We start from the raw sequence: 24,261 nt of genomic DNA, 5'->3' as shown, positions 1-24,261 counted from the left end.
TGTGAGGCCGTCGCGGTGGCGGTGCGGTGCCGTGCAGTCGCGGTGCAGAGCGGTGGCGGTGCGGAGCGGTGGCGGAGACTCCTTTGCTCAAGTCTGACGCTAACTCTCCTGCGATTCGCGGTGTAGTCACGATGCTGTCAGGGTCGATTTCGTCACGCGAGTCCATCGTGCTACCAACGGATTCCACGCTCCTCCACTCCCCCGCTCCCACTACGACTTTGACGACGGCCGTCGTGAGCGAACGTATGACCTACCGCGCCAACTACGCGCTGGTGAACGTCAGCGCCTTCCTCGGCCCGGAGCGAGACGAGTTAGACGTGCCGTGGGCGGAGTTCGTCGGCGACGCGACCCCGGAGTTCGAGTTCACGGTGCCGACCGACCGCGCCACCGACCCGTACGTCGGCTTGCAGGCGTTCCGCGTGGGCGAGTACGGCCACGAACTCAGGATAAACGGCGAGTCGCTGGGCGGGTTCGACGTCCCGCCGGCCAGCGGGTGGCAGTACTGGGAGGACGCCATCACCGAAGTCGAACTGGTCGAGGGCGCGAACACCCTGCAAATCGTCCGCGACCGGACGAACGACGACGACGACGCGTTCGCGGTGAACAACGTCACCGTTCACTGGCGCGAACCCGTCGAGTAGCGACTGTCGCCTCCTCCGTCGTCGGTCTCGCTCGACTCGCGCCCGGAATCTGAAGACCTATCTCGACGCTCAGATACCCCGCCTCTGCCCACCGGAGAGCAACCTCTACATTTCTCAAACGAATAGATATATCCGGCTCGGCACCGAAAATCCGTCCGACCATGCGTAAACACGCTGACTGGCTCACTCAAGCCGACGAGCGAATCCTCGAATTCCTCCGCGAGAACGGCAACTACCCGCCGTCGGCCATCCGCGACCGACTGGCCGAAACCGGCGACGACCTCGGGTACTCCACCAACCACCTCGGGATGCGCTGTCGCGCGCTCGACGACCACGGCCTGCTGGAGAACGTCGGCGGCGGCACTTACGCCATCACCGACCTCGGCGAGGAGTACCTCGACGGCGAGTTCGACGCCGGAAGTCTGGAAGACGCGTAGGCATCGTACGGTCCGATTCTCGCCGGTTCGATTTCGGGAGCCGCGGCCGCTCTCCGACGATTGCTCTCGGTCGTGTACTCGGTAGCGTAGTTGCGTCGAGAGCGACCACCGAGACTAATGCGAAGAACGTTTCAAAAGCCCCAGCGCCGTGGTCTGGTCGGCCGTCGGTCCTCGCTCTCGGCGCGTCGCCGAGGGACTTCCGAGCAGTTTTTACCCCCGACGTTCGCCCACCGAGTATGGACCGGTCCGTGCTGATCGCCGTCGTCGCCGGAGCGTTACAGGGCATCTTCGAGTGGTTACCGATTTCGAGCGAGGGAAACATCACCGTCTTCCTGACCGCGCTCGGGTCGTCGCCCGAGGCCGCGGTCCAGTTCTCGCTGTTCCTCCACGCCGGGACCGCGCTCTCGGCGACGGTCTACTACCGCGACGAACTGGCCGACGTGCTGGGCGCGCTCCCCGACTGGCGGCCCGGAAACGCCTTCCCGGACGCCGACCGCAGAGACGCCAACTGCGACGAGACCGCGACCCTCTCCTTTCTCGCGGTCGCCACGCTGGCCTCGGGCGTGGTCGGCATCGCGGCCTACCTCACCCTCGAAACGGTCGTCTCGGCGCTCACCGGCGGCGCGTTCGTCGCGCTGGTCGGCGTCCTGCTGGTGCTGACGGGCGTCCTCCAGCGCGTCGCCGACGGCTTCGAGTTCGGCGGCCGAGCGTCGCCCGACCTCGCGGACGCCGTGCTGGTCGGCGCGCTACAGGGACTGGCCATCCTGCCGGGCGTCTCGCGCTCGGGCACCACGGCCTCGGCGCTCCTCTTTCGGGGCCACGACGGCCCCTCGTCGTTCCGTCTCTCGTTCCTGCTGTCGATTCCGGCCGCGCTGGGCGCGGGCGTCCTCGTCCTGCTCGACACCGGGATTCCCTCGGTCGCGCCCGTCGAGGCGGTCCTCGCGCTCGTCACCGCCGCGGTCGTGGGCTATCTGACCATCGACGCGCTGATGCGGGTGGTCGAGCGCGTACCCTTCTGGGGCGTCTGCGTCGGGTTGGGCGCGCTGGCCGTGGCGGGCGGTGCGGCACTGACTATTTGATTCGGCGTCGAAAACGGGATATATCTGCCCCGGAAAAGATATATCGTCTTCGAGTGCGAACGGAGAGGCATGACCGACGGACCGAGTGGACCGACGCCCTCGGACTCACACGCCGGAGAGAGCGAGCGACGGTGGTGCGAGGAGCGAACGACGTTTCAGCGCGTCTACGACGTTATCACGGGGACGACCGACTACGCGACGGCCAGCGAGGTCGCCGAGGAAGCTGACTGTTCCGACGACGGCGCGCGCGACGCGCTCGCCCAACTGGTCGAGATGGGCATCGCCGAGCGCCGAGACGGTCGTCCGGCGACTTATCGACGCAACGACTCGTACTTCCGCTGGAAGCGCGTCGAGGCCCTCGCCACGAACAACTCGGTCGCCGACCTCCGGGCGAAGATAGACGAACTCGTCGCCGAGGACGAGCGTCTCGGCGAGCGATTCGACGCGCCCGGTCCGGACGCCGTCTCGCCAGCGACGTTCGAGACGAGCGACCACGACGAGATTCACGACCGCTGGGACGCGCTCGCGCGGTGGCGGACCCTCCGGCGGGACTTGGAACTGTTCCAACGCGCCGCCCATCGCGCGGAGCGACGCGGCGGCGACGCCGACGACGTGGCGTCGGCGTAACCTCGCGGAGGTGTCGGAACGAGATGACTGGACCTCCCCGAGACGACGACGCGACCTCCGGAGACGACGATTCGACTTCGACGGGCGAACTCGACGTGCCCACGCTCCGGACCGTCGGCCGACGCGCCGCCAGCCACCCGCTGGTCGCGTCGTGGGAGTTTCGCCCGACCAGTACCTCGCCGCGCGAACTGGAGCTACGAATCGACGCGAACGGCTATCCCCGCGACGTGGACGACGTTCGACTCGACGTCCACTGGTTCACGACCGACGACTACTACTTCCACTACGTCGAGACGCGCGGCGACGAGCGGTATCAGTGTCGCTGGGACCGCCACCCGAAGACCGACGCGCCGCGGGCGCACTTTCACCCGCCGCCGGACGCCGGGACCGCGATGGAGTCGCCGCTCGGAACGCATCACCTCGACGTCCTCTTTACCGTCCTCGACTGGATTAGCGAGCGCGTCGAATCGTTACATTCCTCGGACTAATCGGTTTCAATCGGCGACTAGGCCGACGAATCGCCCCCGAAAAGCCGAAAATTGATACGGCCGCTGACCGATGCGTTACTCATGACAGTTCGCGCCGCCGTCGTGCTGGCCGCGGGGGAGGGGACCCGCTTGCGACCGCTGACTCGCAACCGTCCGAAACCGATGCTGCCTGCCGCAGACAGGCCGATTCTCGAACACGTCTTCGACGCGCTCATCGGGGCCGGAATCGAGCGCCTGCACGTCGTCGTCGGCTACAAGCGCGACCGGGTGCAGGACCACTTCGGGCCGACCTACCGGAACGTCCCCGTCAACTACGTCGCGCAGGACAAGCAGTTGGGGAGCGGTCACGCCCTGCTTCGGGCCCGCGAAGCCGTCTCGGGCGAGGACGGTTTCCTCGTGGTCAACGGCGACCAGGTCATCGAGCGCCAGATGGTCGCCGACGTGCTGGACGCCTTCGAGGAGGACGACGGCAACGCCACGCTCGCGGTCACGGAACAGGCCGACGTCTCCCACTACGGCGCGGTCGTGATGGACGGCGACCGAGTGGTCGAGTTGGCCGAGAAGCCCGAGACCGACGACTACCGCCTGCTCAACGCCGGGGTGTACGCGTTCGACCCGACCATCTTCGACGCCATCGAGGAGACCCCGCGCGTGCAGGGGGAACTCGCGTTGACCGACACGCTCGTGGACCTCATCGACGCCGACGCGCTCGTCCGCGGGGTCGTCACCGAGGAACTGTGGGAGGACGCGACCTACCCGTGGGACCTGCTGGACGTCTCGCAGGACCTCCTGCTCCACGGCCGGGTCACCGAACCCGAGCGCGAGGAGTCGGTCTGGGTCGCCGACAGCGCGACGGTCCACGACGACGCCACCCTGCAAGCCCCGGTCGTCGTCGGTCCCGACACCGAGGTCCGGCCCGGCGCGGTCGTCGGTCCCTACACCGCCCTCGGCCGGAACGCCACCGTCGGCGCGAACGCGGTGGTCGCCCGGTCGGTGCTGGACACCGACACGCGCGTCGGCCCGAACGCCACCCTGCTGGACTGCGTGACCGGACAGGGCGTCGTGTTGGGTGCCGACGCGACGGTTCCGGGCGGACCGGGCGACGTGCGGGTCGGCGACACAGTCTTCGAGGACCAGCGACTCGGCGCGGTGCTGGCCGACCGCGTGCGCGCCGAGGGCGACGCGAGTTTCGCGCCCGGCACGTTGGTCGGTCCGAGCGCCCATCTCCGGACGGGCGTGACCGTTTCCGAAAATATAAGCGAACACGCCGACGTGTATCGGTGAGTAACTGTGACAACTGCTGACCAATTCGGGGTTCCGACCCGGACGACCGAGGTGACTCGCTGATGTGCGGCATCATCGGCTGTGCGGGAGAGAGCGAAACGCTCGACGTACTCCTTACCGGTCTCGAAGGCCTCGAATACCGAGGCTACGACTCGGCGGGGGTCGCGCTCTCGAACGGTGACCTCTCGGTCTGCAAGCGCGAGGGCGAGATTCAGCGCCTCCAGCAGGCGGTCACGTCCGACCTCGACGGTCGGGTCGGCATCGGCCACACGCGCTGGAGTACCCACGGTCCGCCGAGCGACGCGAACGCCCACCCCCACACCGACTGCACCGGCGAGGTCGCGGTCGTCCACAACGGCATCGTGGAGAACTACGCCGACCTCCGGGCGGAACTCCGAGAGGACGGCCACGAGTTCGACAGCGACACCGACAGCGAGGTCGTCCCGCACCTGATAGAGGCCAACCTCGCAGAGGGCGCGACCTTCGAGGAGGCGTTCCGCGCGGCGGTCGCCCGACTGGAGGGCAGTTACGCGCTGGCCGCCGTCTCGGCCGACTCGGAGGCCATCCTCGCCACGCGGCGGGACTCGCCGCTGGTCGTCGGCGTCGGCGACGACGCGGCCTACCTCGCCAGCGACGTGCCCGCGTTCCTCGACTACACCGACCGCGTGGTGTATCTGGAGGACGGCGAGTTCGCCCGTCTCGAATCCGGATCGTGGACCGTCTCGGACGCCGAGGGCCACCTGTTAGAGAAGTCGGTCTCGCGCGTCGAGTGGGACGCCGAGGAGACCGCTAAGAGCGGCTACGACCACTACATGCTCAAGGAGATTCACGAGCAACCACGCGCGCTCCGGAAGTGTCTGCGGGGCCGCGTGGACGAACTGACCGGCTCCGTAGACGTCGAGGCGCTGAAGGGACTCGACCCAGAGTCCGTCCAGTTCGTCGCTTGCGGAACCTCCTACCACGCTGCGCTCTACGGCGCGCAGGCGCTCCGCGAGGCCGGGGTCCACGCCCAAGCCTTCCTCGCCAGCGAGTACGCCACGTCGCCCGCACCGGTGGGAGACGACACGCTCGTCGTCGGCATCACCCAGAGCGGCGAGACCGCAGACACTCTCTCGGCGCTCCGGGAGGCCGAGCGCCGGAACGTCGAGACGCTGGCGATGACGAACGTCGTCGGTTCGACCGCGGCCCGCGAGTGCGACCGGACGCTGTTCATCCGGGCCGGCCCCGAAATCGGCGTCGCCGCGACCAAGACGTTCTCCTCGCAGGTGGTCGCCTGCAACCTGCTGGCGGCCGCACTGACCGAGCGCCACGACGCCCGCGAAATCGTGGAGGCGCTCCGGGACCTGCCCTCGCAGGTCCAGACGATTCTGGACGACTCGCGGGCCGCGCAGGTCGCCGACCGGTTCGTGGACAGTTCGGGCTACTTCTTCGTCGGTCGGGGCTACCACCACGCGGTCGCGTTGGAGGGCGCGCTCAAGTTGAAGGAGATTTCGTACAAGCACGCCGAGGGGTTCCCGGCGGGGGAGTTGAAACACGGTCCGCTGGCGTTGGTGACCGACGAAACGCCCGTGTTCGCGCTGGTGACCGGGAACGGTGGGAAGGCGACGAAGACGGTGGGGAACGTGAAGGAAGTGGAGGCTCGGGACGCTCCGGTGGTCGCGGTGACGGACGGGGCTTCAGATGTGGGGCGTTATGCTGATGCAGTGCTGGAGATTCCGGAGACCCATCCGCGGGTAGCTCCGGTGTTGGCCAACGTTCAGTTGCAGTTGGTGGCGTACTACATCGCGAAGCAGTTGGGGCGGTCCATCGACAAGCCGCGGAATCTGGCCAAGAGCGTGACGGTGGAGTAGTTGACACACCTCTTAGCTTTCGTCTGTAATCTTCGTGATGGCCCCCTTCGTTGTGACGGGACCGAAGTCGAGAGTGAGCTGTCGCCCGACTTCGAGCGGTTTGTTCTGGAAGAGGATGTCGTTCTCCGTCGTTGTAGTGTTGAGTGTGAGTCGAAGTGTGACCGTCTTCTTCGTCGGATGCGTTCGCTCGTGGAGCGTCCCGTTTTGGCCCGTCACGACGACTTCGGTCGGTCGGACGGATTTGCTCTGAATCGAGGCGATAGCGTCGGACTGAATGGAGCCCTCAGGGATGGCGTCGGCGACGTAGGGCTGAACGCCGGGTATCTCGTACATGACGGTGGTTTGTGTCCGCCTATCGGTATCCACCGGCTTGTCGTTAGTGTCGAGAACGAACGTCGCGCCTGCTGCGACGGTGGCGAGGACCATGAGGACGACGAATAAATCGATGATGTTGACAGTGCCGAAGAGGCGACCCCTGTCGTCGATGATAGGCATATCTGTCTCGTTTGATAGTCGAACGGCAAGACCCGGTAAAGCGTTTCGTATTCGTTTCGGAATCCTTTTTCCGTAGTGGGATAACTGCCCGCTGTGAGCGACGACAGTCAGGAGTCCGCCCGGTTTTTTCACGATTTTGGTTTCTATTCGGTCGCTCGCATCGTACCAGCGGTTCTCGGCGTAGTAGCGCTGGTCGTTTTCACCCGGGCTTTCTCCCCCTCCGCCTACGGGAAGTACTCGCTTACGATGGCCTTCGTAAGCATCTTCACGCTCCTAAACACGGGATGGTTAGAACAGGCGATTCTTCGATTCGAACCACAAGCAGATGACACGACGTTCCGAGATACGACGGCGACGATACTACTGTCTCTCACCACGGTTGCGGCGCTCGTGGGCGGACTCGGTTACGTCTCGTTTTTTCCAAGGTCAAGCGCGTACAGCCGGTTTTACCTCGGCGGTCTCTCGTTGATACTCCTGCAAGGGGTTTTCACCACGCTTCGGACGTTCCTGCGGAGCCGACTCGAATCTCGTCGGGTCGCTATCTACAACGTCGTCCAGGCAGGGACGAAACTCGGAGCCGCACTCCTGCTCGCGCTCTTCGTTCTCGGCGACATCGTCGGATGGCTGTGGGGGACCGTGGTCGGAACGTCGATCGCTACGGCACTCCTCCTGTATCGGACCGAGCTCACTCGTGCCTCGATCGAAATCGACCGCGAACTCGTCGGCAAGATGTTTCGGTACGGCTATCCACTTATCGGAATGACGCTCGGCTACGTCCTCCTCAACTTCGCAGACCGGATCCTCCTTGAACTACTGAAGAGCAGTCGGGCGGTTGGGATCTACTCGTCGAACTACTCTATCGTCAATCGTGGCCTTCCACTCGTGCTAGCTCCGATTATACAGGCTGCACATCCGCTCATCATGAACACGTGGACCGGCGACAACGAGGAGGAACTCGGAGAACTTCTCGAAACGTACACGCGGTACTTCCTCCTGCTAGGTGTCCCCGCCACCGTGTACGCGACGGTGCTTTCGAGGCCGCTGAGCGTTCTTTTCCTCGGAGATTCTTACCATCAGGGGTACGTCGTAATCCCATTGGTTGCATGGGGCGTACTGCTATGGAATCTGGCGTCACTCGGGAGCAAGACGCTCGAAGTGAAGAACCGAACCCTGACGCTTTTCGCCGGAGTGACGGCGGCCGTCGTTCTGAACCTGCTCCTCAATCTCCTCTTCATCCCGCCATACGGATACGTTGGGGCGGCGTTTGCCACGTTCACGAGCTTTACCTTCTACCTCGTTTTCGTCCTTCTCATCTCCAGACGATACATCGAGTGGCGGTTTCCGAGACGAACCACGGCAAACGTCGTCGTCGGTGGAACGCTGATGAGTGCTCCGTCGGCAGTACTCGTTCTCCTCGGCGAGTACACGTGGCTCACTGCGCTAAGCACGGCAATACCGAGCGGTCTCGTCTACGTCGCGACGATCTATCTCCTCGGAGAACTTCGAGATCAGGAGATCGCCAAATCGAAGGCACTGGCGGCGAACCGCTGGTGAGCTGACGCGAACCGTCGGAGTGGTCGGTTCCGTCACAACTAACACCGTCGAGTAGCGATACCGGGTCAAGGATGCGAATCGCGTTTCTAACACTCAACGCCTACGATATGCTCGTCAACGGTGACGAGGGGAACGTCGGTGGGGCGCAACTCCAGCAGATTCTCATCGCGAAGGAACTCGTCGAGCGCGGTCACGACGTGGTTTTCGTCGAGAACGACGCGCCGGAGAAGACCGAGCAGACGGTCGATGGAATCCGAGTCGTACTCAAGCGTGATTTCGGCGACTCGAACGTCGCCGTTCGGACGACCGTTCGAGCCGTAGAGACGATTCAAGCGCTCAGGCGCGTCGGTCCCGACGTTTGCTATCTTCGAGTCCTCAACTTCGACCTCCTCCCGCTCACCGTCTACTGTTCGGTGACGGGCACCCGACTCGTGTACGGGTTCGCACACGACAGCGAAGTCACCGACGACCCGGTGACGCTCGGTCAGTGGGCGAATTACGAGACGTACAAACGCCTCGTCTGGCGGGCGCTCTCTAGAGCAGACGCGCTGATCGCCCAGAACGAGCGACAGCGCTCGGCCGCAGTGCGTCGCTTCGGACCGGACGTATCGCTCGTCCCGAACGGATACCCGATTCCCGACGAGACGCCGCATGCCGACATCCGTCGTGCCGACCGACCAGTCGTCCTCTGGGTCGCGACCCTTCGGGACTGGAAGCGCCCCGGCCTCGTACTCGACCTCGCCGACGAGATTCCGGACGCTGACTTCGTAATCGTCGGCGGTCGCGCGGACGAAAACCCGGACCTCTACGACGAGATCGAACGCGAGGCGGGCGAGCGCGACAACGTCCGCTTCGAGGGATTCGTCCCCTACGCCGAGGTGGATTCGTACTTCGCGGCGGCCGACGTATTCCTCAACACGTCCACTGACGAAGGGTTCCCGAACACGTTCCTCCAAGCGTGGGCGCATCGAACGCCCGTTGCGAGTCTAAACGTCGATCCGAGCGGAATCCTCGCCGACTCTGAGGCGGGGTTCTGCGCTGACGACGAGTTCGACGTTCTGGTTGAGATACTCAACTCGCTCATCACCGATGCCGAATGGCGAGCAGATTACTCGGACGCGGCGTTTGAGTACTTCCGCGAGAATCATAGTATCGACCATATCGCTTCAAAATACGAGGGGATTTTAACTGGAAAGGGTAGAAAGTGACGCAAGTCTTCCGTGACGAACTAAGCATTCATGGCGAAGAACTCGAGGAGAAAGTGCCTAAATGGGAGTTCTGCAAAGCTGGAAGCATCACCAACAACGGAACAAACTGTAGTATCGTCGAATCTCCTGACTGTACCTTGAAAGGCACGCTTAAGAAGGCGGCATCTCAATGCAGAATAAGATGAAAGACACGCTGTACACCGCCATTCGACAAACATACTATCGGCATCTTCGACCGCGTCTTCCTCGAAAGATTGGTGTCTATAATGGGTATCCCGCCCGGAAACCGAAACTCTTCGACCGCGTTGACGTTGACCCAGACTGGGAGGCTCCATTCATCGAATCGATTCAGGATGTGGTAGCCGAGGGGGACACCGTTGTAGTAGTCGGTGGCGGGTTTGGAATCTCCACTGTCGCGGCCGCTACTAAATCCGGTCCGGACGGACGTGTAATCTCATATGAAGCCAGCAAATCGCGATATAAGTGCGCACAGGAAACAATTGAATTGAACGGTGTCTCAGGGAGGGTGACGCTTAAGCACGCACTTGTCGGCCCTGACATCGCTGTGAAGGGCGATCTCGGAGGCGCGTCGGCTGTCACCCCGTCTAATCTCCCTGATTGTGATGTCTTGGCATTAGACTGCGAGGGCGCAGAACTCGACATCATCGAGAGGCTAGGGCCGACTCCCCGAGAGATCGTCGTCGAGTCGCATGGCTGCTTTGACGCACCCACCCAAGCAGTTCGAGAAACACTTGAACAGAACGAGTTTACCGTTATAAATGAACTTGAGGATAACCCGAAATGTGGGATTGATATTCTAACAGCGGCTTCAAAGTAAGGTATTGAGACTATGCCAGCAGTCACAGTCTGGACCCCTACCTATAACCGCAGAGAGGCCTTGAAACGCCCCTATAACGCCCTAGTAGAGCAAACATGTAAGGACTTTGAATGGCTCATCGTTGATGATAGATCTGACGATGGAACAAAAGAGAGGGTCACTACTTGGCGGCAAAATGCAGAGTTCCCAATCCGATTTGTAGAGCAACCTCAGGATAAAACTGGGAAACACCGCGCATTCAATATCGGAGTACAACTTGCAGATGGACAATTCTTCAGCCCACTCGATTCGGACGATTCGATGCCGTCAGACGCTATTGAGTTAATGCTTGATGAATGGGAGCAGATTCCAAAAGATCAACGAAACAAGTTCGCTGGCGTTGCGGGATACTGCAAGACACCGGACGGAGAAATCGTTGGTCAACGACTTCCTGATAGCCCAATGGACACAAACCTGATTGAACTCCGGTACAGATACGGAATTTCAGAGGAGTTATGGGGAATGCATAAAACCGACATTCTCCGGCAATTTACCTTTCCGGATATTGATGAACGATTCGTTCCAGAGGATCTCGTCTGGGATCGGGTTGCCCAGCAGTACTCCCGCCGGTACGTCAACAAGGCGTTCCGGATTTATTATCCGGACGAAAACGATGACCAGCTCACAAAATTATCACTTGATGGAATCGCTGAGGGTCATTATGAATGGCACAAAATGCGGTTAAACGAACAGTCAAACTGGATTCCCCAAGCCCCATTTACGTTCTTCAAAAGTGCAGTCCATTATACCCGTTTTGGCATCTACTCAGGCCGCTCGGTTCAAGAGTTACTCCGAGATGTTATTCCATATCCATCTAAAGCCTTGGTTTTTGCAGGCTACCCAATTGGATATTTAATTTCAAATATTCACGACCAGATCTAGAAACTCTTTTGTACTTTGTATCATAGCGATTATAATCGCTCGTACAATTTTTCTTTCACATAAATAAAATCCGTGTTTCGTTTACAACTCTCTGTCAGAGGAGATACACTCGACAATCTCGGGTACGTCGTTGGGTGAGTGCTACCGTCTAAACCCAAACCGACACGCTCACAAGTAGGTGGTCAGTAAGCCAGTCTAAGAGAGACTAATGTGTGGTATAGGCGGAAAAATTTCGTTCAACGGTCGCCCTGACCCCAGACTTGCGGACGAGATGAACGAGTGTATGGAAGATCGCGGTCCGGACGCCGAGGGCGTCTACGCCTCCGGTCCGGCGTTGCTCGCTCATCGCAGATTGAGCATCCTCGACCTAAGTGAAGCCGGTCGTCAACCGATGGCCAACGACGATGGGACCGTCCATGTCGTCTTCAACGGGGAAATCTACAACTACAGAGAACTCCGAGAACGGGTGGACCAGTATTCGTTCCGCTCCGAAACGGACACGGAGGTCCTGTTACACCTCTACGAGGAGTACGGGACCGACTGTCTCCAGTATCTCCGTGGGATGTTCGCGTTCGCCATTTGGGACGAGTCGGACGAACGACTGTTTCTCGCTCGGGACCGCCTCGGTCAGAAGCCCCTCTTCTACCGCGACGGCGAGGACGGTTTCTGGTTCGCCTCGAGTATCAAGGCGATACTCGCCGACGATGAGGTTACTGCACGCCCCGACCTCCCGGCTATCCGGTCGTATCTCAACTACCAGTACGTCCCGACGCCGAAGACGGGGTTTCAGGGAATCGAACAGCTCTCGCCCGGCGAATACATGATAGTCTCCGAGAGTGGCACGACCAGAGACCGATACTGGGACCTCTCGTATCGAGACCAGTTCTCGAAATCTCCGTCGTGGATTATGTCGGAGCTCCGAGACCGCCTCTACGAAGCCACGCGCCTCCGAATGCGAAGTGACGTTCCGGTGGGCGTCTTCCTCTCCGGTGGCATCGACTCGTCGGTCGTCGCTGCGCTCATGGACGATGTTGCCGACGACCCTATCGGAACGTACTCCATCGGCTTCGACGAGGAGGCGTACGACGAACTGGAGTTCGCGCGTGAGGTTGCCGACGTGTACGGGACCGACCACCACGAATACACCGTGACTCCGAACTCGATGGAAGTGCTCCCCGAGATCGTCGAGCAGTACGAGATGCCGTTCGGCGACCCGTCCGCACTTCCGACCTATTACGTTTCACAGGTCGCGTCGGAGGACATCACGGTCGCGCTCACGGGCGATGCTGGTGACGAGAACTTCGCCGGGTACGACCGATACACGTACGACCGAGTCGTCTCGGCCGCAAATAGCATTCCACAGTTCGTTCGCACTCCCGTTGCAACCGCCCTCGACGCCCTCCCAGACGGCGTCGGGAATCAGAAGCACATCCACTACGCCAAGCGGGCGCTCGAAATCGCCGACCGGGACCCGGCCGACAGATATGCGCTATTTATCTGTCACGCAACCGGCGAACAGGCCGAACGGGTATGGAGCGGACCGGTGCCGGACGACGAACTCGCGCAGTTCCGCGAGGCGTTCGCGCACTCGGACGGCCCGACGCGTCTCGACCGCATCATGCATGTAGATTTACAGACATATATGCCCGACAACTTGCTGGTGAAAGTCGACAGAGCTAGCATGGCTCATTCGCTCGAAGTCCGATCGCCGTTCCTCGATCACGAGGTCGTGGAGTTTGCGGCCCGCATCCCGGCCAAGTACAAGTGGCGACGCGGGAACGGAAAGTGGATTCTCAAGCGGGCGTTCGAGGACGTTCTCCCGGAGAAGGTCATCACCCGGTCGAAACAGGGCTTCGGCGTGCCGATAAACGAGTGGTTTCGGGGCGAACTACGGGAGTTTGCACGCGAGAACCTCGATCGTCTCGGGGAGCGCACAGCCTTCGACGCGGGCGGACTCCGGCAGACGTTCGACGAACACGTCGACGGGCGAGTTGACCACGGCTACCGACTCTGGGACCTCGTTCTGCTCGAACAGTGGTACGAGCGGTTCGTCGACGGTTAGTCGAGTGCGTCGTACAGGGCCTCGAACTCCGAGACCATTGTGTCGAGGCTGAAGTTGGCGTTAGCACGCTGTTTGGCCCGTGTTCTGAGCGCTTCAGCGTCGTCGGGATTCGACAGCAAGTCGATTAACTCCTCGGCGAGCGCGTTAGGGTCTCGGACCGGGACGTGGCGTCCACTTCGACCGTCGTGAACCAGTTCCGCGTTTCCATCTACCGGGGTCGTGACGATGGGGAGTCCGGCCGCCATCGCTTCAAGGAGTGCTCCCGGAAGCCCCTCGTAGTGAGAAGGGAACGCGAACACGTCGAACGCGTCGAGTAGCTCCGGCACGTCGTCTCGCGTCCCCGTCAGGTGGACGGTGTTCTTGCTGGAGATTCGACGAATGTGTCGTTCGAGGGCCTCTCTCTCGGGCCCATCGCCGACGATGACGAGGTGTGCGTCCGGGTGGTGGTCAAGTACCGTCGGCCACGCGTCGAGCAGGTCGTGATGGCCCTTCCGCTCGACCAACCGACCGACCGTCCCGACGAGCGGTGCATCTTCCGGGACGCCGATGCCAGCTCGCACGTCCTCGGAAGCGGTTGCGGATTCATATACGCTCAAGTCCCGGCCGTTTCGGACCACGGACACGTCGCGTTCGTCGGCACCGCGTTCGATGACGAACGTTGCTCCTGCGGCCGAGTTCGACACGACCCTGTCCGAGAGCGGGAGCGTGACGCGTCGAACCGCACTCCGGACGAGACTTGGGTCGTCAGGCACCTCTCGCACGCCCGTAACGACGGTCACGTCCTGAGCGAACAGTGACGCCAGTCGAGCCAGCGTGTTGTCGAAGAACAGGAATGACTGGAGTACGTCAGGGCGTTCGGAGCGAAGTGCGCGGAAGAAGCGAACTGGAGCGCGAGCGTCGTGCTTACCAGTAGCACCGAGCGAGCGAACCGGTACATCGCTGAGTTCGGACGCGAGCGGTCCGGGTTCCGTTATCGTCCACACGGTCGGCTCGAAGCGCGTCCGGTTCAGGTTGTTGACCAGATCGACGAGCGTCCGCTCGGTCCCACCAACCGCCAAGGTGCCGATGAGGTACCAAACCTCGGTTTTCGACATATGAATCTCGTTCGAGAGAAATGATTCGACCCGTATAACGACTCCCCTTCGACTCGATTGACGGATTAAAACGAAACAGCTATTTCGGGGCGGCGACCAGCCGAACTTAGATTCGGACCGTCGTCTCGGTCCTCGTCTGGACATCAATTATGTGTGGCATTGCAGGCGTCTTCGATCCGAACGACAAGCCCGACGAGGAGACTCTCCGTCGGATGAACGACTGTCAGACCCATCGAGGACCCGACGACAGCGGTATTTACCGTGACGGTCCAGTCGGGTTGGCTCACCGCCGTCTCAGTATTATCGACCTCGACGGCGGGCGACAGCCGATATTCAACGAGGACGGGTCGGTCGCCGTCGTCTTCAATGGGGAGATATACAACTACCGCTCACTTCGAGAGACGCTCCAGCGCGCTGGCCATCGCTTCGAGTCCGACACCGACACGGAGGTACTCGTCCACCTCTACGAGGAGGAAGGCCCCGAGTTCGTCAAACGCCTCGACGGCATGTTCGCGTTCGCCCTCTGGGACGCCGACCGGCGGCGAGTCGTCGTCGCACGCGACCGAATGGGCATCAAACCTCTTGTCGTCGCTTCGAACGATGACAGTCGAGTCGCGTTCGGTTCCGAGCTCTCGACGGTGCTTGAAAGCGATGTGGACGCTGGCGGCCTCGACCGAGCTGCCGTCGCTCGATACTTCGCATTTGGATTCGTTCCTGCACCACATACCCCGTTCGAGAATGTCACGAAGCTTCAACCAGGAACCATGGCGGTGATATCTGCAGAAGGGATCCGTCACGAACAATTCTACACGCCCTCGGTTTCGCCGTCATCACCATCATCGATAGAGGCAGCAGCGACGAAGTTACGTTCGAACGTCGAACGGGCCGTCGAACGCAGGTTACAGAGCGACGTACCACTAGGTGCCTTTCTGAGTGGCGGTATCGACTCCAGTATTGTGGTCGGAACGATGTCAGAACTATCCGACTCATCCATTCGGACTTTTACTGTCGGATTCGACGAATCACTATTCGATGAGGCGTGGGCCGCCCGAAGAGTCGCTGACTACCACGACACGGCCCATCACGAGTTCACGGTGTCTCCGACGGACGTTCGGGAGGTCATCCCGGAGGTAGTCGACGCGATGGGGGAGCCGTTCGCCGATCCATCACTCCTACCGACCTATATCGTCTCCCGCAAGACGAGCAACGAGGTGAAAGTTGCTCTTTCGGGCGACGGCGCGGACGAACTGTTTGCCGGATACAACAAGTATCGCGGTGAGTACTACTCACGCTACTACCGGGCAGTTCCTGGTCCTGTCCGACATCGATTGGTTGAGCCGTTGGTTAGACGACTCCCTGCTTCGCGCGGGAGTAAACTCGGAGAGGTCGCAAGGAAAGCCCAGAAGTTCACTCGTGGTGGAATTGAGTCGGTCTCTGACCGACATTTCGAGTGGATTCGACTCCCAGACGAAGAAACTACGGCTGCCTTCGACGAAGCGTCTCCCGTCGTAGCGGGCCGGGAGAGTCTCTTACACCATCATGACGACAAGGAATCGTTCCTCCCACGAACGAGGCGTGACTCACTCAGCCGAATCCAGGCTGTCGACACCTTTCACTCACTGCCTAATCAGATGCTCCGAAAGGTAGACCGCGCGAGTATGTACAACTCGTTGGAAGTCCGAGTTCCCTTCCTTGACACGAATGTCGTCGAATACGCGATGAGTTTGCCGACCAGTTACAAAATCACCTCCCGTGACCGCAAGCGCGTCCTGAAGCGAGCCTTCAACGATATGCTCCCAGATGCGATACTTGACCGACCGAAACAAGGCTTCGACGTTCCTATAGGGGAGTGGTTGAAACACGAGTTCGCCTCGGATTTCCGTCGAACGGTCGAAACGACCGAAACCGACCTCCTTGACGTACCTGCGGTTCTCGACATCTTTGAGGAGCATGCCCAAGGTTCACGCGATCACACTCGTTTCCTCTGGAGCGTCTACGTGTTCGCTCGGTGGCTGCAACGGATGAGAAGTCGAGGTCTGTTGGCCGAGTGACCACCCGAAAGCGGTGAGTATATAACCTCCTGTCAACTCCCCCATTTTAGATGGTACTCGTTACGGTACTAAGCATTCTGTTACTTTTCGCGTTTGCCACCCGGTCGCAGAGTCGCACGTACCGACATCTAAGTGGGGCCGCACTTGTCGGCCACGTCCTTCTAGCACTTTTCGTCATCCCGGCCCTTCCATATCAGTGGGATATCACGACATTCCACACTGCTGCAAGTCAGGTAGCATCCGGTTCGCTACCGTCGAATTCGGTCAGCGTGAATGCGTTCGGTGCCTTTCAGGGATTCCTGTATGTAATTTTCGGAGACGGTCCGACGACTCTCTCGCTAATCAACGGCCTGCTGGCTGTCTTAATCCCGATTCCGATGTTTTCACTATCTCGGAGGTTGTATCTCTCTGCCATCGACTCGACGGATGGCGTCGCCGCACTCGCGTTGTTCGCACCTCTTCCGTTTCTTTTTCTGACGTTACCGATGCGAGACACTCTCTCGGTACTACTGCTGTTTGTCACTCTCGTCCTCGTCACTAACGTCGTCACCCGCGCTCGATACTGGCACGGGTTGGCTGTAATTCCACTAGTCGGTTGCCTCTTGCTTCTTCGCACCGAGTTGGCACTCCTCCTCCTCGTCGGTAGTATTGCCGCTGGAATCGTGTCGGTCCTTGACACTGTCGCCCGACACAAAATTTCGTTTGTGACGTTGATGCTGGCCGTCCTCCCGACGGGAGTGGTCGGTTTCCTGCTCTTCACTCACGAATTCCCGTTGGCTTCCCTCAACGATATTCTCACGTCTCGGGCGTCGGGAAGTGCAGTGTATCTTGACGGTGTGACCTACGATTCGTGGACCGATGTTCTACTCCTCGCACCGGTTCGCGCCCTGTTTTTCCAGTTCGCTCCGTTTCCATTACACGTAAACTCTCCGTTCGACTTGTTGGCTATACTCGAACTACCGTTATTGGTTGTCCTAACTGTCGCCGCGTATCGGTCTCTGGCCGCGTGTGAGACCAATGAGAGCGTCTTGGCCCTCCTACTGACCGTCTATCTCGGCGGAATCGTGGGATACGGACTTATCGACTCCAACTTCGGAACCACCGTCAGACACCGAATTCCGTTCATGTTCCTGCTGGTCGTGTTCGCCTCGCCAGTACTCGAACGGCGGCGTCGGTCACTCCGACGATGGTTCGGTGAACGGCAACGCGATGACGACCACTAATAGAAAGAGGACGACGAAACTCAGAAATTTCACTGCCGCGTTGAGGTTGGTGAGAGCGACACGGGTGGTACTGACGATCAATACGATGGCGAGAAGGCCCTGAAGGACCTCCTCCCGAGTAAGCATCGATAGTACTGTGCTTCCCCGTGCCCACCGGCGCAACGTCGATACGACCGCATAGATGTTCGATTCGCGGACGGTACGTACTACGTCCATACCTCGTATCGGACCCCTGTACTTGTTAGTTCTTTACCTTCGAGATGCGACCGAGCGCGGCAGTTGTCTTAGTGACAGTCTCCTCCCATCTGAACCTGCAGTTGACCAGTTTGCGTCCATCCTCACCGAGTGACTTCGCACGCTTAGGGTTCGAGAGTAGTTCGCTGAGCGCGTCCTCAAACGCATCGGTGTTTCCGGTGGGATACGTTTTCCCGGCGTGGCGAACGACCGGCGCGACATGTTCGAGGTCACTTGTTACGGCCGGGGTCTCGGCCGCGAACGCCTCCAACACGGTCCGGGGAAGTCCCTCTGCCCGACTCGGAAGTACCAGAATGTCCGCCGATCGGTACACTTTCGGCATCTCGTCGTAGGAGACGTGACCGAGGAACGTGACTGCCTCCGAGACGCCGAGCTCGGCCGCTTGCGTCTGTAGTTTGTCGTGTAGCGGGCCGTCGCCACAAAGGTATAGTTCGGTGTCGGTATGCTCTCGGTGGACACCTGCGAACGCCCTAACTGCGTCCTGCGGCCGCTTGCCATCAACCAACCGCCCGACAAAGAGTACGACCGGCCCGTCGGAATCCACGAGATCGCTTCTTGGCCCCTCTGGTGTAAATCGTGTCTGGTCGATACCATTCGACACGACTTCAATATCGGTGTTGACGCCAAACCCCTGCACCCGCTCTCGGTCTTCCTCAGTGTAACACAACACGACATCTGCACTATCGAACGTCCAACGGCCTGCGGTTTTAAGGTAAGCGTCGAACACCCACTCGGGGGCGTTCTGTGAGTAGAGGCCGTGGTTCGTGATTGCCAGCGGGATGTCTCCGAGTCGCCGCTTCAGGGCTGCGAGATTCGTCGAGAAGTATAGATGTGAATGGGCGTGGATTACGTCATAGTCGCCCGCACTGGCCAAGAACTTGGCAACTCCACTCGAGATGTCGTTTCCGAGCAGTTCGGCTGTCGGCTTCCGACGAACCACGGTGTACCCGTCACGCTCCTCTCGACGGGGTTTCGAGTCGTCGTCAGAGACAGTCAGTACAGTCACATCGTGGCCCCGATCGGCTTGATCCCGACTCATTGCGTGGACGTGGTACGGTCCGCCACCCTTTACGTCCGGATACACTTTCTGTGCGACTCGGAGAATCCGCATTCGGTTCGTTCCTCCTGTCCCGTCGTTAATACTCTATTGGTCTCGAAGCGTTTTCCGTCGGTTTTGAGTCACTGTACTTGCATTCACGAGCTACGAACAAGCGGTTCGTACCAATCTCGGTTCTCCCGGTACCAGTCGGCGAACTCTTCGACGCCCTTGCGGATGGTCATCGTGGGTTCGTATCCAAGCAGGTCGTTGGCTTTCGAGATGTCGGCGTGGGTGTGTTCGGCGTCGGCGTCGTTGCGCTCGTCGTACTCCAATTCAAGGTCCGGGGAGAGTTGGTCACGTATCTCCTTGGCCAGCGTCCGAATCTCGATGTTATCAGTACTACCGATGTTCAGGACCTCACCGTCGGCGGTGTCGGTTGTGAGGAGTGTTCGATTAGCCTCAACCACGTCGTCGATGTAGGTGAAGTCTCGCGTCTGAGTCCCGTCGCCGTAGATGACCGGTGGCTCGCCGTTAAGACATCGCGAGACGAAGTTGCTGATGGCCATGTTGGGGCGCATCCGCGGGCCGTACACCGTGAAGTACCGCAGCGAGACGGTTGGCAGGCCGTAGACCTCGTTGTAGACTCGCGCGTACTGCTCCTGGGCAAGTTTTGAGGCACCGTAGGGACTCACGGGCGTCGTCGAGTGATTCTCGTCGTAGGGCAGATACTCGGGTTTGCCGTACACCGATGAAGAGCTTGCCACTACCACTCGTTCGGTCTCCGAATCCCGGGCTGCTTCCAGCACGTTCAGCGTGCCCGAGACGTTGATATCGTTGACCTTCTGAGGTTCCTTGACGCTGGCACGGACGCCGGCCTGAGCCGCTTGATGGAAGATAACGTCAGCTTCGGCGACGTACTGGCTAATTACCTCCTCATCGCGGAGGTCGCCCTCTATCAGTTCGTAGCTTCCATCGCCTTCCGCGGCAGCTCTCTGCGCCGTCTCGACGTTGTGTTCTTTGATACCTACGTCGTAGAACGGCTCGAAGTTATCAAACGCAACTACGTCGTGGCCGTCGCGGCTGAACTTTTCGGCGAGATGGCCGCCGATGAATCCCGCGCCACCGGTGACGAGTATTCTCATTACTACCGGCCGGGAATCGAGTCAAGAAAAAACCACCGAGTTCGAACCGGAAGTCAGTCGGACGACACTTCCGCTACCTCTGGCTCTGGCTCCTCACCCTGAAGGAGGCTTTCTGCCCGGTCCCGGTCTTCGGGATATCCGACGTCTACTCGCCAACCGTCCATCCGAATTGCATCTATCGTCCGGCCGCTCTGGATGAGCAGGTCGATGGCCTCGCTGATCTCGTACTCGCCGCGGTTCGACGGTTGGACCAGATGACATGCATGGAAGATTGCGGGCGTGAAGGTGTAGAAGCCAGTCATCACGAGGTTCGACGGCGGGTTCTCGGGTTTCTCAACCACGTTGGTAATCTCACCGTAGTCGTTGGTATCACACACCCCGTATCGACTCGCCTCCTCGTACGGAACTTCCTCCGTGAGGAAGGCCGCGTCCGCGCGGTCCTCCCGTTGGCGTTTGACCACGTCACCTAGATTCGCGTCAAAGATGTTGTCGCCCAAGATGAGCATGAAGTCGTCGTCGATGTGTTCCTCAACCGTGAGCAATGCATGAGCAAGTCCCTTCTGCTCACGCTGGTGAGCGTACGTGATGGGGATACCGTCATACTCGTCACCGTAGTATTCGATGATATCCTGCTTGCGGTATCCCACTACAACCACGAACTCGTCGGCCCCCAGTTCGGCCAGTTGATCGAAGCAGTGGTTGAGGATCGGCTTTCCGTCCACTTCGACCATTCCCTTCGGCTTGTCCTCAGTTAGGGGTCGAAGTCGGGTTCCTTCTCCGGCAGCTAGCACGACGGCTTTCATATACACGTGGACACTCACCGAGTGTTAAATAGTTTTAGACTCCGAGTAACTATCACACGTCGAACGGCAGCGGCCGCGTTGCTCACTGTTCAGAGAAAAAATTGTCAATAGAGGCTAAGAAATTAGAATAGCTTCTACAAGGAAACTCGCCCAACGTCCCCGAGTCGAGTAGCACGTCGTCGAAGGACCATCCGTCGGTGCGCTCGTCGACAGAGAGAACTTCACGCAAGTCTGATTTGAGGTTTTGTTTCTCCGCGAGGACTCCGTCTGTCGCCTCGCGTACGTCAGTCATGGTGGATGGTGGCTGAATAACGTGATGCCCAGATAAAGCCTGCGACACGGTGGAGCGAGATGTCCGACAACGGAATCAACGATGACACTTCGAGGGTGTAGACGGATTCGTTGTAGTAGGACTCGACCAGTTACTACAAGGCGTCGGCAAATACCTTCCAAATTTGCCGAACCACGATTTTCACGTCGAGCCAGAACGACTGGCGGCGGATGTATTCGAGATCGTATCGGAGTTTCGCGGCTGGGTCCGTGCTCTTGGCGTCGTTGATCTGCGCTAACCCCGTCAGTCCTGGCTTGACGAACCAGCGCTTGCGCCACATGTCGGTCGTCTCCTCCAGCAGTTGCTCTTCGTCGGTCCAGACAGCCCGAGGTCCGACGACGCTCATCTCGCCGACGAGAATCGACCAGAGTTGGGGCACTTCGTCAAGATGCGTCTTACGGAGGAAGCGCCCGACGCGGGTGATGCGGTCGTTCGCCTCGTCTTCGATGGGCATCACCGACTCATCCTCGGGAATCATCGTCCGGAATTTGTAGACGGTAAACGTGTCCCCGAACTCCGCCGTCCGCTCCTGACTGTATAGAATCGGACCAGGACTGTCGATTTTGATTGCGACTGCAATCACCACTAGGAACGGCGCAAACGCCAGCAACCCAACCGAAGCGAACGCCCCGTCGAACCCCCGCTTGAACACGTAATCCTGCCAGTCCCACGGTTCGAGTTCGACGTCGACGAGCACCTCGTCCCCGCGCGTAGTCGTCGTCAGCACGTCGTCCGCGTGCTCCCGGTGGACCTTCGCGTCGACGCCGTGCTCGTAACAGGTATCGAGCGCGCCGAAGAACTCCGCCCGATCGGGCTGGGCGAATGCCAGCACCACCGTATCCACATTATAATCGACAAGCACTTCCTCGAGACGCGAAAGACCGCTGAGACAGTCCAAGTCCTCCAGCAACGCCTCACCGCTGCCGTCGGTGACGGCACGCTCGCTCGAAACTCCATTGTGGCCGGTGTAGTACGGACTCGGCGGTGAAACGTAGCCGACAACCGGTACGTCGATTTCGTCCAGCACGTCGGCAATCTCTTCGGAGTCGTCACCGACGATGACCGCTCGCTCTTTTTCGACCGGCCGTCGGCGAATTGCGACAAACCACGCCGGAAGGCCGATAAGAAGGCCGATTGTCGCCAGTACGAGCGTAGATCGGGGAAGCCGATATGTATAGTCGAAGTACCCGATAGTGGCGAGCGCGAGGCAGGCGGTGACCGTGCGCCGCTGGGCGAGGAGGATTGTGTCGAGTATCCGTCGGGGCCTGGGTTTGAACAGCGGCATCAAACTGCCGACGACCACGAGCGTCGTCGTCACGACGACTAAAGTGAGTTTGTTCCCGGTCAACACGGTTGGTGGCAGTCGCCGGAACACCGGGACCGCAGTCGTAAACAGAGTCTGTAAAGAGGAGGCATTCGCCATCAAGACGGCGATAGCCGCGATGAACGCCGCGCCGACGACGCTTACCACTCGATACCGGAACCCGGAGACCATCACCCGATTTGGGATATTGCTATAGCTTAAAACCTGTTATCTCTATACGGCTTTCCGTCGATACTCCCTCATTTAACAGCACCGTGGCAATTATTTAGACTATTGGAATTCTCAGACACACCCAACAACGAGGTACTGTTGGACGGTCAGTCCACTATTCACCTCGTATCGAGTGAACCGTTCCGAGGCATACCTCGTACAGAGTGAACGTTGCTTGTTCTTCAACTAAGGCTAGGGTGGGACTGGAGGATTACCGAGAAGTCGGTGTTCCAAGTAACCCCTTCCCCGAGTTGACCACCGGTGTGATTGCTCTAGATTATCCCGAGGAAAGACTGTTCTTTGAGAAGTCGATAGACTCAATCTTCAAAGACGGCATCTCCGCCATGTTTCGGAGGAGGAACAGTTCATTGTCCTGTAGACTAAAGTCGACGGGCACTGTCTAGTTTTCCTCCTCGACTGGCGTGCGTTCATCGAGTGCTTGGTGCGGTCGCTGGAAGTTATAGTAATGAACAAACGATGCAAGCCACTGGCGGACGCTCGGCCGACTGCCCACCCACGACGAATGGAAGCGGTCAATTCTCATTTTGAGGGTGTGAAACCACTTTTCGATGTGGTTTCGGTCAACATATTCAAGGTGACCGCTCAATCCTAATCGAGAGAGGGCAGTCAGATAGCCTGCACCATCGACCAGAAACACGGTTTCTGAACAATCGTGTTTCTGGGTGAGACCGTGGAGGAACGCGGCCGCTGGATCGGTGCCACGCCGACCAAACACGGCGACATCAAGTAGCACCTTCGTTTCGAGGTCAATTGCAGCGTACACCCAAGACCACTCGCCGTTAATCCGGACAGCGGTCTCGTCGACCGCGACCCGCGTCGGCGTCGCCGACGGCGGGTCGCCGACGCTGTCAGCCAGCCGATGCACCCAGTTCCAAACCGCTCCATGCGTCCGTTCAACGCCGAGGAGCTCAAGAATCGCTGCTGTTTCTCTGAGCGAACAGCCAGCAGCGTGGAGCCGGACGGCGAACGCCCTGACGGGCGTCGCCGTCCGCTCCCGCTGCCAACATTCAAGAGTCGCGGTATCTAACGTCTCTCTGAGCAGGTTTGAGAGTAGCATGAACAACTAGCTCTTTGACCTGCTCGCTCCTTAACTAGACAGTGCCAGTCGACGCGTTCCTTCAATCGGTCACGGTATTCGATTTTGTTGCTAATACAGATGACCTTGACATGGGTCTCGGATTTACCACTCCCCCTACGCGTCTAAGTAGGGTCGTCTGTGACCGAGATAGAGCGCAACCAACGCGAGTATCTCACCAACTGCACGCTGGCTTTCACCCTCCAAGA

Annotated in this window: 22 protein-coding genes; 14 read left to right on the top strand and 8 right to left on the bottom strand. The window is 59.8% G+C overall.

Annotated elements, in window-relative coordinates:
- Nucleotides 1–245 precede the first annotated feature (245 nt).
- The 7 genes from M0R88_RS04170 to glmS all read left to right on the top strand — a co-directional run bounded on the left by M0R88_RS04170 (nt 246) and on the right by glmS (nt 6,406).
- A complete protein-coding gene (locus M0R88_RS04170; protein WP_248655710.1) occupies nt 246–641 on the top strand; it encodes a DUF7383 domain-containing protein in 396 nt (131 codons plus the stop codon).
- A gap of 161 nt (nt 642–802) precedes the next feature.
- Nucleotides 803–1,078: a winged helix-turn-helix domain-containing protein gene (locus M0R88_RS04165; protein ID WP_248655709.1), complete on the top strand. Its 276-nt coding sequence runs from the start codon at nt 803–805 to the stop codon at nt 1,076–1,078.
- 236 nt (nt 1,079–1,314) lie between these two features.
- On the top strand, nt 1,315–2,157 hold the full coding sequence (locus tag M0R88_RS04160) for an undecaprenyl-diphosphate phosphatase (protein WP_248655708.1): 843 nt from the start codon (nt 1,315–1,317) through the stop codon (nt 2,155–2,157).
- A gap of 69 nt (nt 2,158–2,226) precedes the next feature.
- Nucleotides 2,227–2,784: a DUF7342 family protein gene (locus tag M0R88_RS04155; protein WP_248655707.1), complete on the top strand. Its 558-nt coding sequence runs from the start codon at nt 2,227–2,229 to the stop codon at nt 2,782–2,784.
- 23 nt (nt 2,785–2,807) lie between these two features.
- Entirely contained in the window at nt 2,808–3,272 is a 465-nt protein-coding gene (locus M0R88_RS04150; RefSeq protein WP_248655706.1) for a toxin-antitoxin system TumE family protein, read from the top strand.
- An 81-nt stretch (nt 3,273–3,353) separates the two neighbouring features.
- The gene (locus M0R88_RS04145; RefSeq protein WP_248655705.1) at nt 3,354–4,556 is read left to right on the top strand and encodes a sugar phosphate nucleotidyltransferase; all 1,203 of its coding nucleotides are present in this window, start codon (nt 3,354–3,356) and stop codon (nt 4,554–4,556) included.
- A gap of 62 nt (nt 4,557–4,618) precedes the next feature.
- Nucleotides 4,619–6,406, top strand: coding sequence for a glutamine--fructose-6-phosphate transaminase (isomerizing) (glmS, locus tag M0R88_RS04140; RefSeq protein WP_248655704.1), 1,788 nt, complete (start codon nt 4,619–4,621; stop codon nt 6,404–6,406).
- Nucleotides 6,407–6,418: 12 nt separating this feature from the next.
- On the opposite strand, the gene M0R88_RS04135 is transcribed toward glmS, so the two are convergent.
- The gene (locus M0R88_RS04135; protein WP_248655703.1) at nt 6,419–6,901 is read right to left on the bottom strand and encodes a DUF4330 domain-containing protein; all 483 of its coding nucleotides are present in this window, start codon (nt 6,899–6,901) and stop codon (nt 6,419–6,421) included.
- Between the two features lie 93 nt (nt 6,902–6,994).
- Here M0R88_RS04135 and M0R88_RS04130 point away from each other — a divergent pair, with 93 nt between their 5' ends.
- From M0R88_RS04130 to asnB (M0R88_RS04110), 5 genes are all read left to right on the top strand, one after another.
- On the top strand, nt 6,995–8,455 hold the full coding sequence (locus M0R88_RS04130) for a lipopolysaccharide biosynthesis protein (protein WP_248655702.1): 1,461 nt from the start codon (nt 6,995–6,997) through the stop codon (nt 8,453–8,455).
- A 107-nt stretch (nt 8,456–8,562) separates the two neighbouring features.
- Nucleotides 8,563–9,663 (top strand): glycosyltransferase family 4 protein, encoded by a 1,101-nt coding sequence (locus M0R88_RS04125; protein ID WP_248655701.1) that lies wholly within the window; start codon nt 8,563–8,565, stop codon nt 9,661–9,663.
- Nucleotides 9,664–9,844: 181 nt separating this feature from the next.
- Nucleotides 9,845–10,501 (top strand): class I SAM-dependent methyltransferase, encoded by a 657-nt coding sequence (locus M0R88_RS04120; RefSeq protein ID WP_248655700.1) that lies wholly within the window; start codon nt 9,845–9,847, stop codon nt 10,499–10,501.
- Between the two features lie 12 nt (nt 10,502–10,513).
- Nucleotides 10,514–11,422, top strand: coding sequence for a glycosyltransferase family 2 protein (locus M0R88_RS04115; protein ID WP_248655699.1), 909 nt, complete (start codon nt 10,514–10,516; stop codon nt 11,420–11,422).
- 208 nt (nt 11,423–11,630) lie between these two features.
- A complete protein-coding gene (asnB, locus tag M0R88_RS04110) occupies nt 11,631–13,484 on the top strand; it encodes an asparagine synthase (glutamine-hydrolyzing) (RefSeq protein ID WP_256468581.1) in 1,854 nt (617 codons plus the stop codon).
- Here the strand turns inward: asnB (M0R88_RS04110) and M0R88_RS04105 are convergent.
- The gene (locus M0R88_RS04105; protein WP_248655697.1) at nt 13,481–14,578 is read right to left on the bottom strand and encodes a glycosyltransferase; all 1,098 of its coding nucleotides are present in this window, start codon (nt 14,576–14,578) and stop codon (nt 13,481–13,483) included. The two genes, asnB (M0R88_RS04110) and M0R88_RS04105, sit on opposite strands and share 4 nt — an antisense overlap.
- Before the next feature lie 149 nt (nt 14,579–14,727).
- On the opposite strand from M0R88_RS04105, the gene asnB (M0R88_RS04100) reads away from it, so the two are divergent.
- Together asnB (M0R88_RS04100) and M0R88_RS04095 are read left to right on the top strand one after the other, a co-directional pair.
- Nucleotides 14,728–16,629, top strand: a complete 1,902-nt coding sequence (asnB, locus tag M0R88_RS04100) for an asparagine synthase (glutamine-hydrolyzing) (protein ID WP_256468580.1) — start codon at nt 14,728–14,730, stop codon at nt 16,627–16,629.
- Nucleotides 16,630–16,679: 50 nt separating this feature from the next.
- Complete coding sequence (locus M0R88_RS04095; protein WP_248655696.1) at nt 16,680–17,852, top strand: hypothetical protein; 1,173 nt, start codon at nt 16,680–16,682, stop codon at nt 17,850–17,852.
- On the opposite strand, the gene M0R88_RS04090 is transcribed toward M0R88_RS04095, so the two are convergent.
- The 6 genes from M0R88_RS04090 to M0R88_RS04065 all read right to left on the bottom strand — a co-directional run bounded on the left by M0R88_RS04090 (nt 17,805) and on the right by M0R88_RS04065 (nt 24,034).
- Complete coding sequence (locus tag M0R88_RS04090) at nt 17,805–18,068, bottom strand: hypothetical protein (RefSeq protein ID WP_248655695.1); 264 nt, start codon at nt 18,066–18,068, stop codon at nt 17,805–17,807. The two genes, M0R88_RS04095 and M0R88_RS04090, sit on opposite strands and share 48 nt — an antisense overlap.
- Before the next feature lie 25 nt (nt 18,069–18,093).
- The gene (locus M0R88_RS04085; protein WP_248655694.1) at nt 18,094–19,218 is read right to left on the bottom strand and encodes a glycosyltransferase family 4 protein; all 1,125 of its coding nucleotides are present in this window, start codon (nt 19,216–19,218) and stop codon (nt 18,094–18,096) included.
- 83 nt (nt 19,219–19,301) lie between these two features.
- Nucleotides 19,302–20,288 (bottom strand): SDR family NAD(P)-dependent oxidoreductase, encoded by a 987-nt coding sequence (locus M0R88_RS04080; RefSeq protein ID WP_248655693.1) that lies wholly within the window; start codon nt 20,286–20,288, stop codon nt 19,302–19,304.
- Nucleotides 20,289–20,341: 53 nt separating this feature from the next.
- Complete coding sequence (aglF, locus tag M0R88_RS04075; RefSeq protein ID WP_248655692.1) at nt 20,342–21,091, bottom strand: UTP--glucose-1-phosphate uridylyltransferase AglF; 750 nt, start codon at nt 21,089–21,091, stop codon at nt 20,342–20,344.
- 425 nt (nt 21,092–21,516) lie between these two features.
- Nucleotides 21,517–22,917 carry a sugar transferase gene (locus tag M0R88_RS04070; RefSeq protein ID WP_248655691.1) on the bottom strand — a complete coding sequence of 467 codons (1,401 nt, stop codon included), beginning with the start codon at nt 22,915–22,917 and terminating at the stop codon, nt 21,517–21,519.
- Nucleotides 22,918–23,356: 439 nt separating this feature from the next.
- Nucleotides 23,357–24,034 (bottom strand): IS6 family transposase, encoded by a 678-nt coding sequence (locus M0R88_RS04065; protein WP_248655690.1) that lies wholly within the window; start codon nt 24,032–24,034, stop codon nt 23,357–23,359.
- Between the last annotated feature and the right edge of the window lie 227 nt (nt 24,035–24,261).

Origin of the sequence: Halorussus gelatinilyticus, assembly GCF_023238445.1 — an archaeon.
GTDB classification, from domain to species: domain Archaea; phylum Halobacteriota; class Halobacteria; order Halobacteriales; family Haladaptataceae; genus Halorussus; species Halorussus gelatinilyticus.
This window is presented reverse-complemented; position numbering and strand designations above follow the sequence as displayed.

Excerpts from the sequence above, each read along its gene's own strand:
- M0R88_RS04170 (WP_248655710.1), top strand. The coding sequence starts at position 246 with ATGACCTACCGCGCCAACTACGCGCTGGTGAACGTCAGCGCCTTCCTC.
- M0R88_RS04165 (WP_248655709.1), top strand. The coding sequence starts at position 803 with ATGCGTAAACACGCTGACTGGCTCACTCAAGCCGACGAGCGAATCCTC.
- M0R88_RS04160 (WP_248655708.1), top strand. The coding sequence starts at position 1,315 with ATGGACCGGTCCGTGCTGATCGCCGTCGTCGCCGGAGCGTTACAGGGC.
- M0R88_RS04155 (WP_248655707.1), top strand. The coding sequence starts at position 2,227 with ATGACCGACGGACCGAGTGGACCGACGCCCTCGGACTCACACGCCGGA.
- M0R88_RS04150 (WP_248655706.1), top strand. The coding sequence starts at position 2,808 with ATGACTGGACCTCCCCGAGACGACGACGCGACCTCCGGAGACGACGAT.
- M0R88_RS04145 (WP_248655705.1), top strand. The coding sequence starts at position 3,354 with ATGACAGTTCGCGCCGCCGTCGTGCTGGCCGCGGGGGAGGGGACCCGC.
- glmS (WP_248655704.1), top strand. The coding sequence starts at position 4,619 with ATGTGCGGCATCATCGGCTGTGCGGGAGAGAGCGAAACGCTCGACGTA.
- M0R88_RS04135 (WP_248655703.1), bottom strand. The coding sequence starts at position 6,901 with ATGCCTATCATCGACGACAGGGGTCGCCTCTTCGGCACTGTCAACATC.
- M0R88_RS04125 (WP_248655701.1), top strand. The coding sequence starts at position 8,563 with ATGCTCGTCAACGGTGACGAGGGGAACGTCGGTGGGGCGCAACTCCAG.
- M0R88_RS04120 (WP_248655700.1), top strand. The coding sequence starts at position 9,845 with ATGAAAGACACGCTGTACACCGCCATTCGACAAACATACTATCGGCAT.
- M0R88_RS04115 (WP_248655699.1), top strand. The coding sequence starts at position 10,514 with ATGCCAGCAGTCACAGTCTGGACCCCTACCTATAACCGCAGAGAGGCC.
- asnB (WP_256468581.1), top strand. The coding sequence starts at position 11,631 with ATGTGTGGTATAGGCGGAAAAATTTCGTTCAACGGTCGCCCTGACCCC.
- M0R88_RS04105 (WP_248655697.1), bottom strand. The coding sequence starts at position 14,578 with ATGTCGAAAACCGAGGTTTGGTACCTCATCGGCACCTTGGCGGTTGGT.
- asnB (WP_256468580.1), top strand. The coding sequence starts at position 14,728 with ATGTGTGGCATTGCAGGCGTCTTCGATCCGAACGACAAGCCCGACGAG.
- M0R88_RS04095 (WP_248655696.1), top strand. The coding sequence starts at position 16,680 with ATGGTACTCGTTACGGTACTAAGCATTCTGTTACTTTTCGCGTTTGCC.
- M0R88_RS04090 (WP_248655695.1), bottom strand. The coding sequence starts at position 18,068 with ATGGACGTAGTACGTACCGTCCGCGAATCGAACATCTATGCGGTCGTA.
- M0R88_RS04085 (WP_248655694.1), bottom strand. The coding sequence starts at position 19,218 with ATGCGGATTCTCCGAGTCGCACAGAAAGTGTATCCGGACGTAAAGGGT.
- M0R88_RS04080 (WP_248655693.1), bottom strand. The coding sequence starts at position 20,288 with ATGAGAATACTCGTCACCGGTGGCGCGGGATTCATCGGCGGCCATCTC.
- aglF (WP_248655692.1), bottom strand. The coding sequence starts at position 21,091 with ATGAAAGCCGTCGTGCTAGCTGCCGGAGAAGGAACCCGACTTCGACCC.
- M0R88_RS04070 (WP_248655691.1), bottom strand. The coding sequence starts at position 22,917 with ATGGTCTCCGGGTTCCGGTATCGAGTGGTAAGCGTCGTCGGCGCGGCG.
- M0R88_RS04065 (WP_248655690.1), bottom strand. The coding sequence starts at position 24,034 with ATGCTACTCTCAAACCTGCTCAGAGAGACGTTAGATACCGCGACTCTT.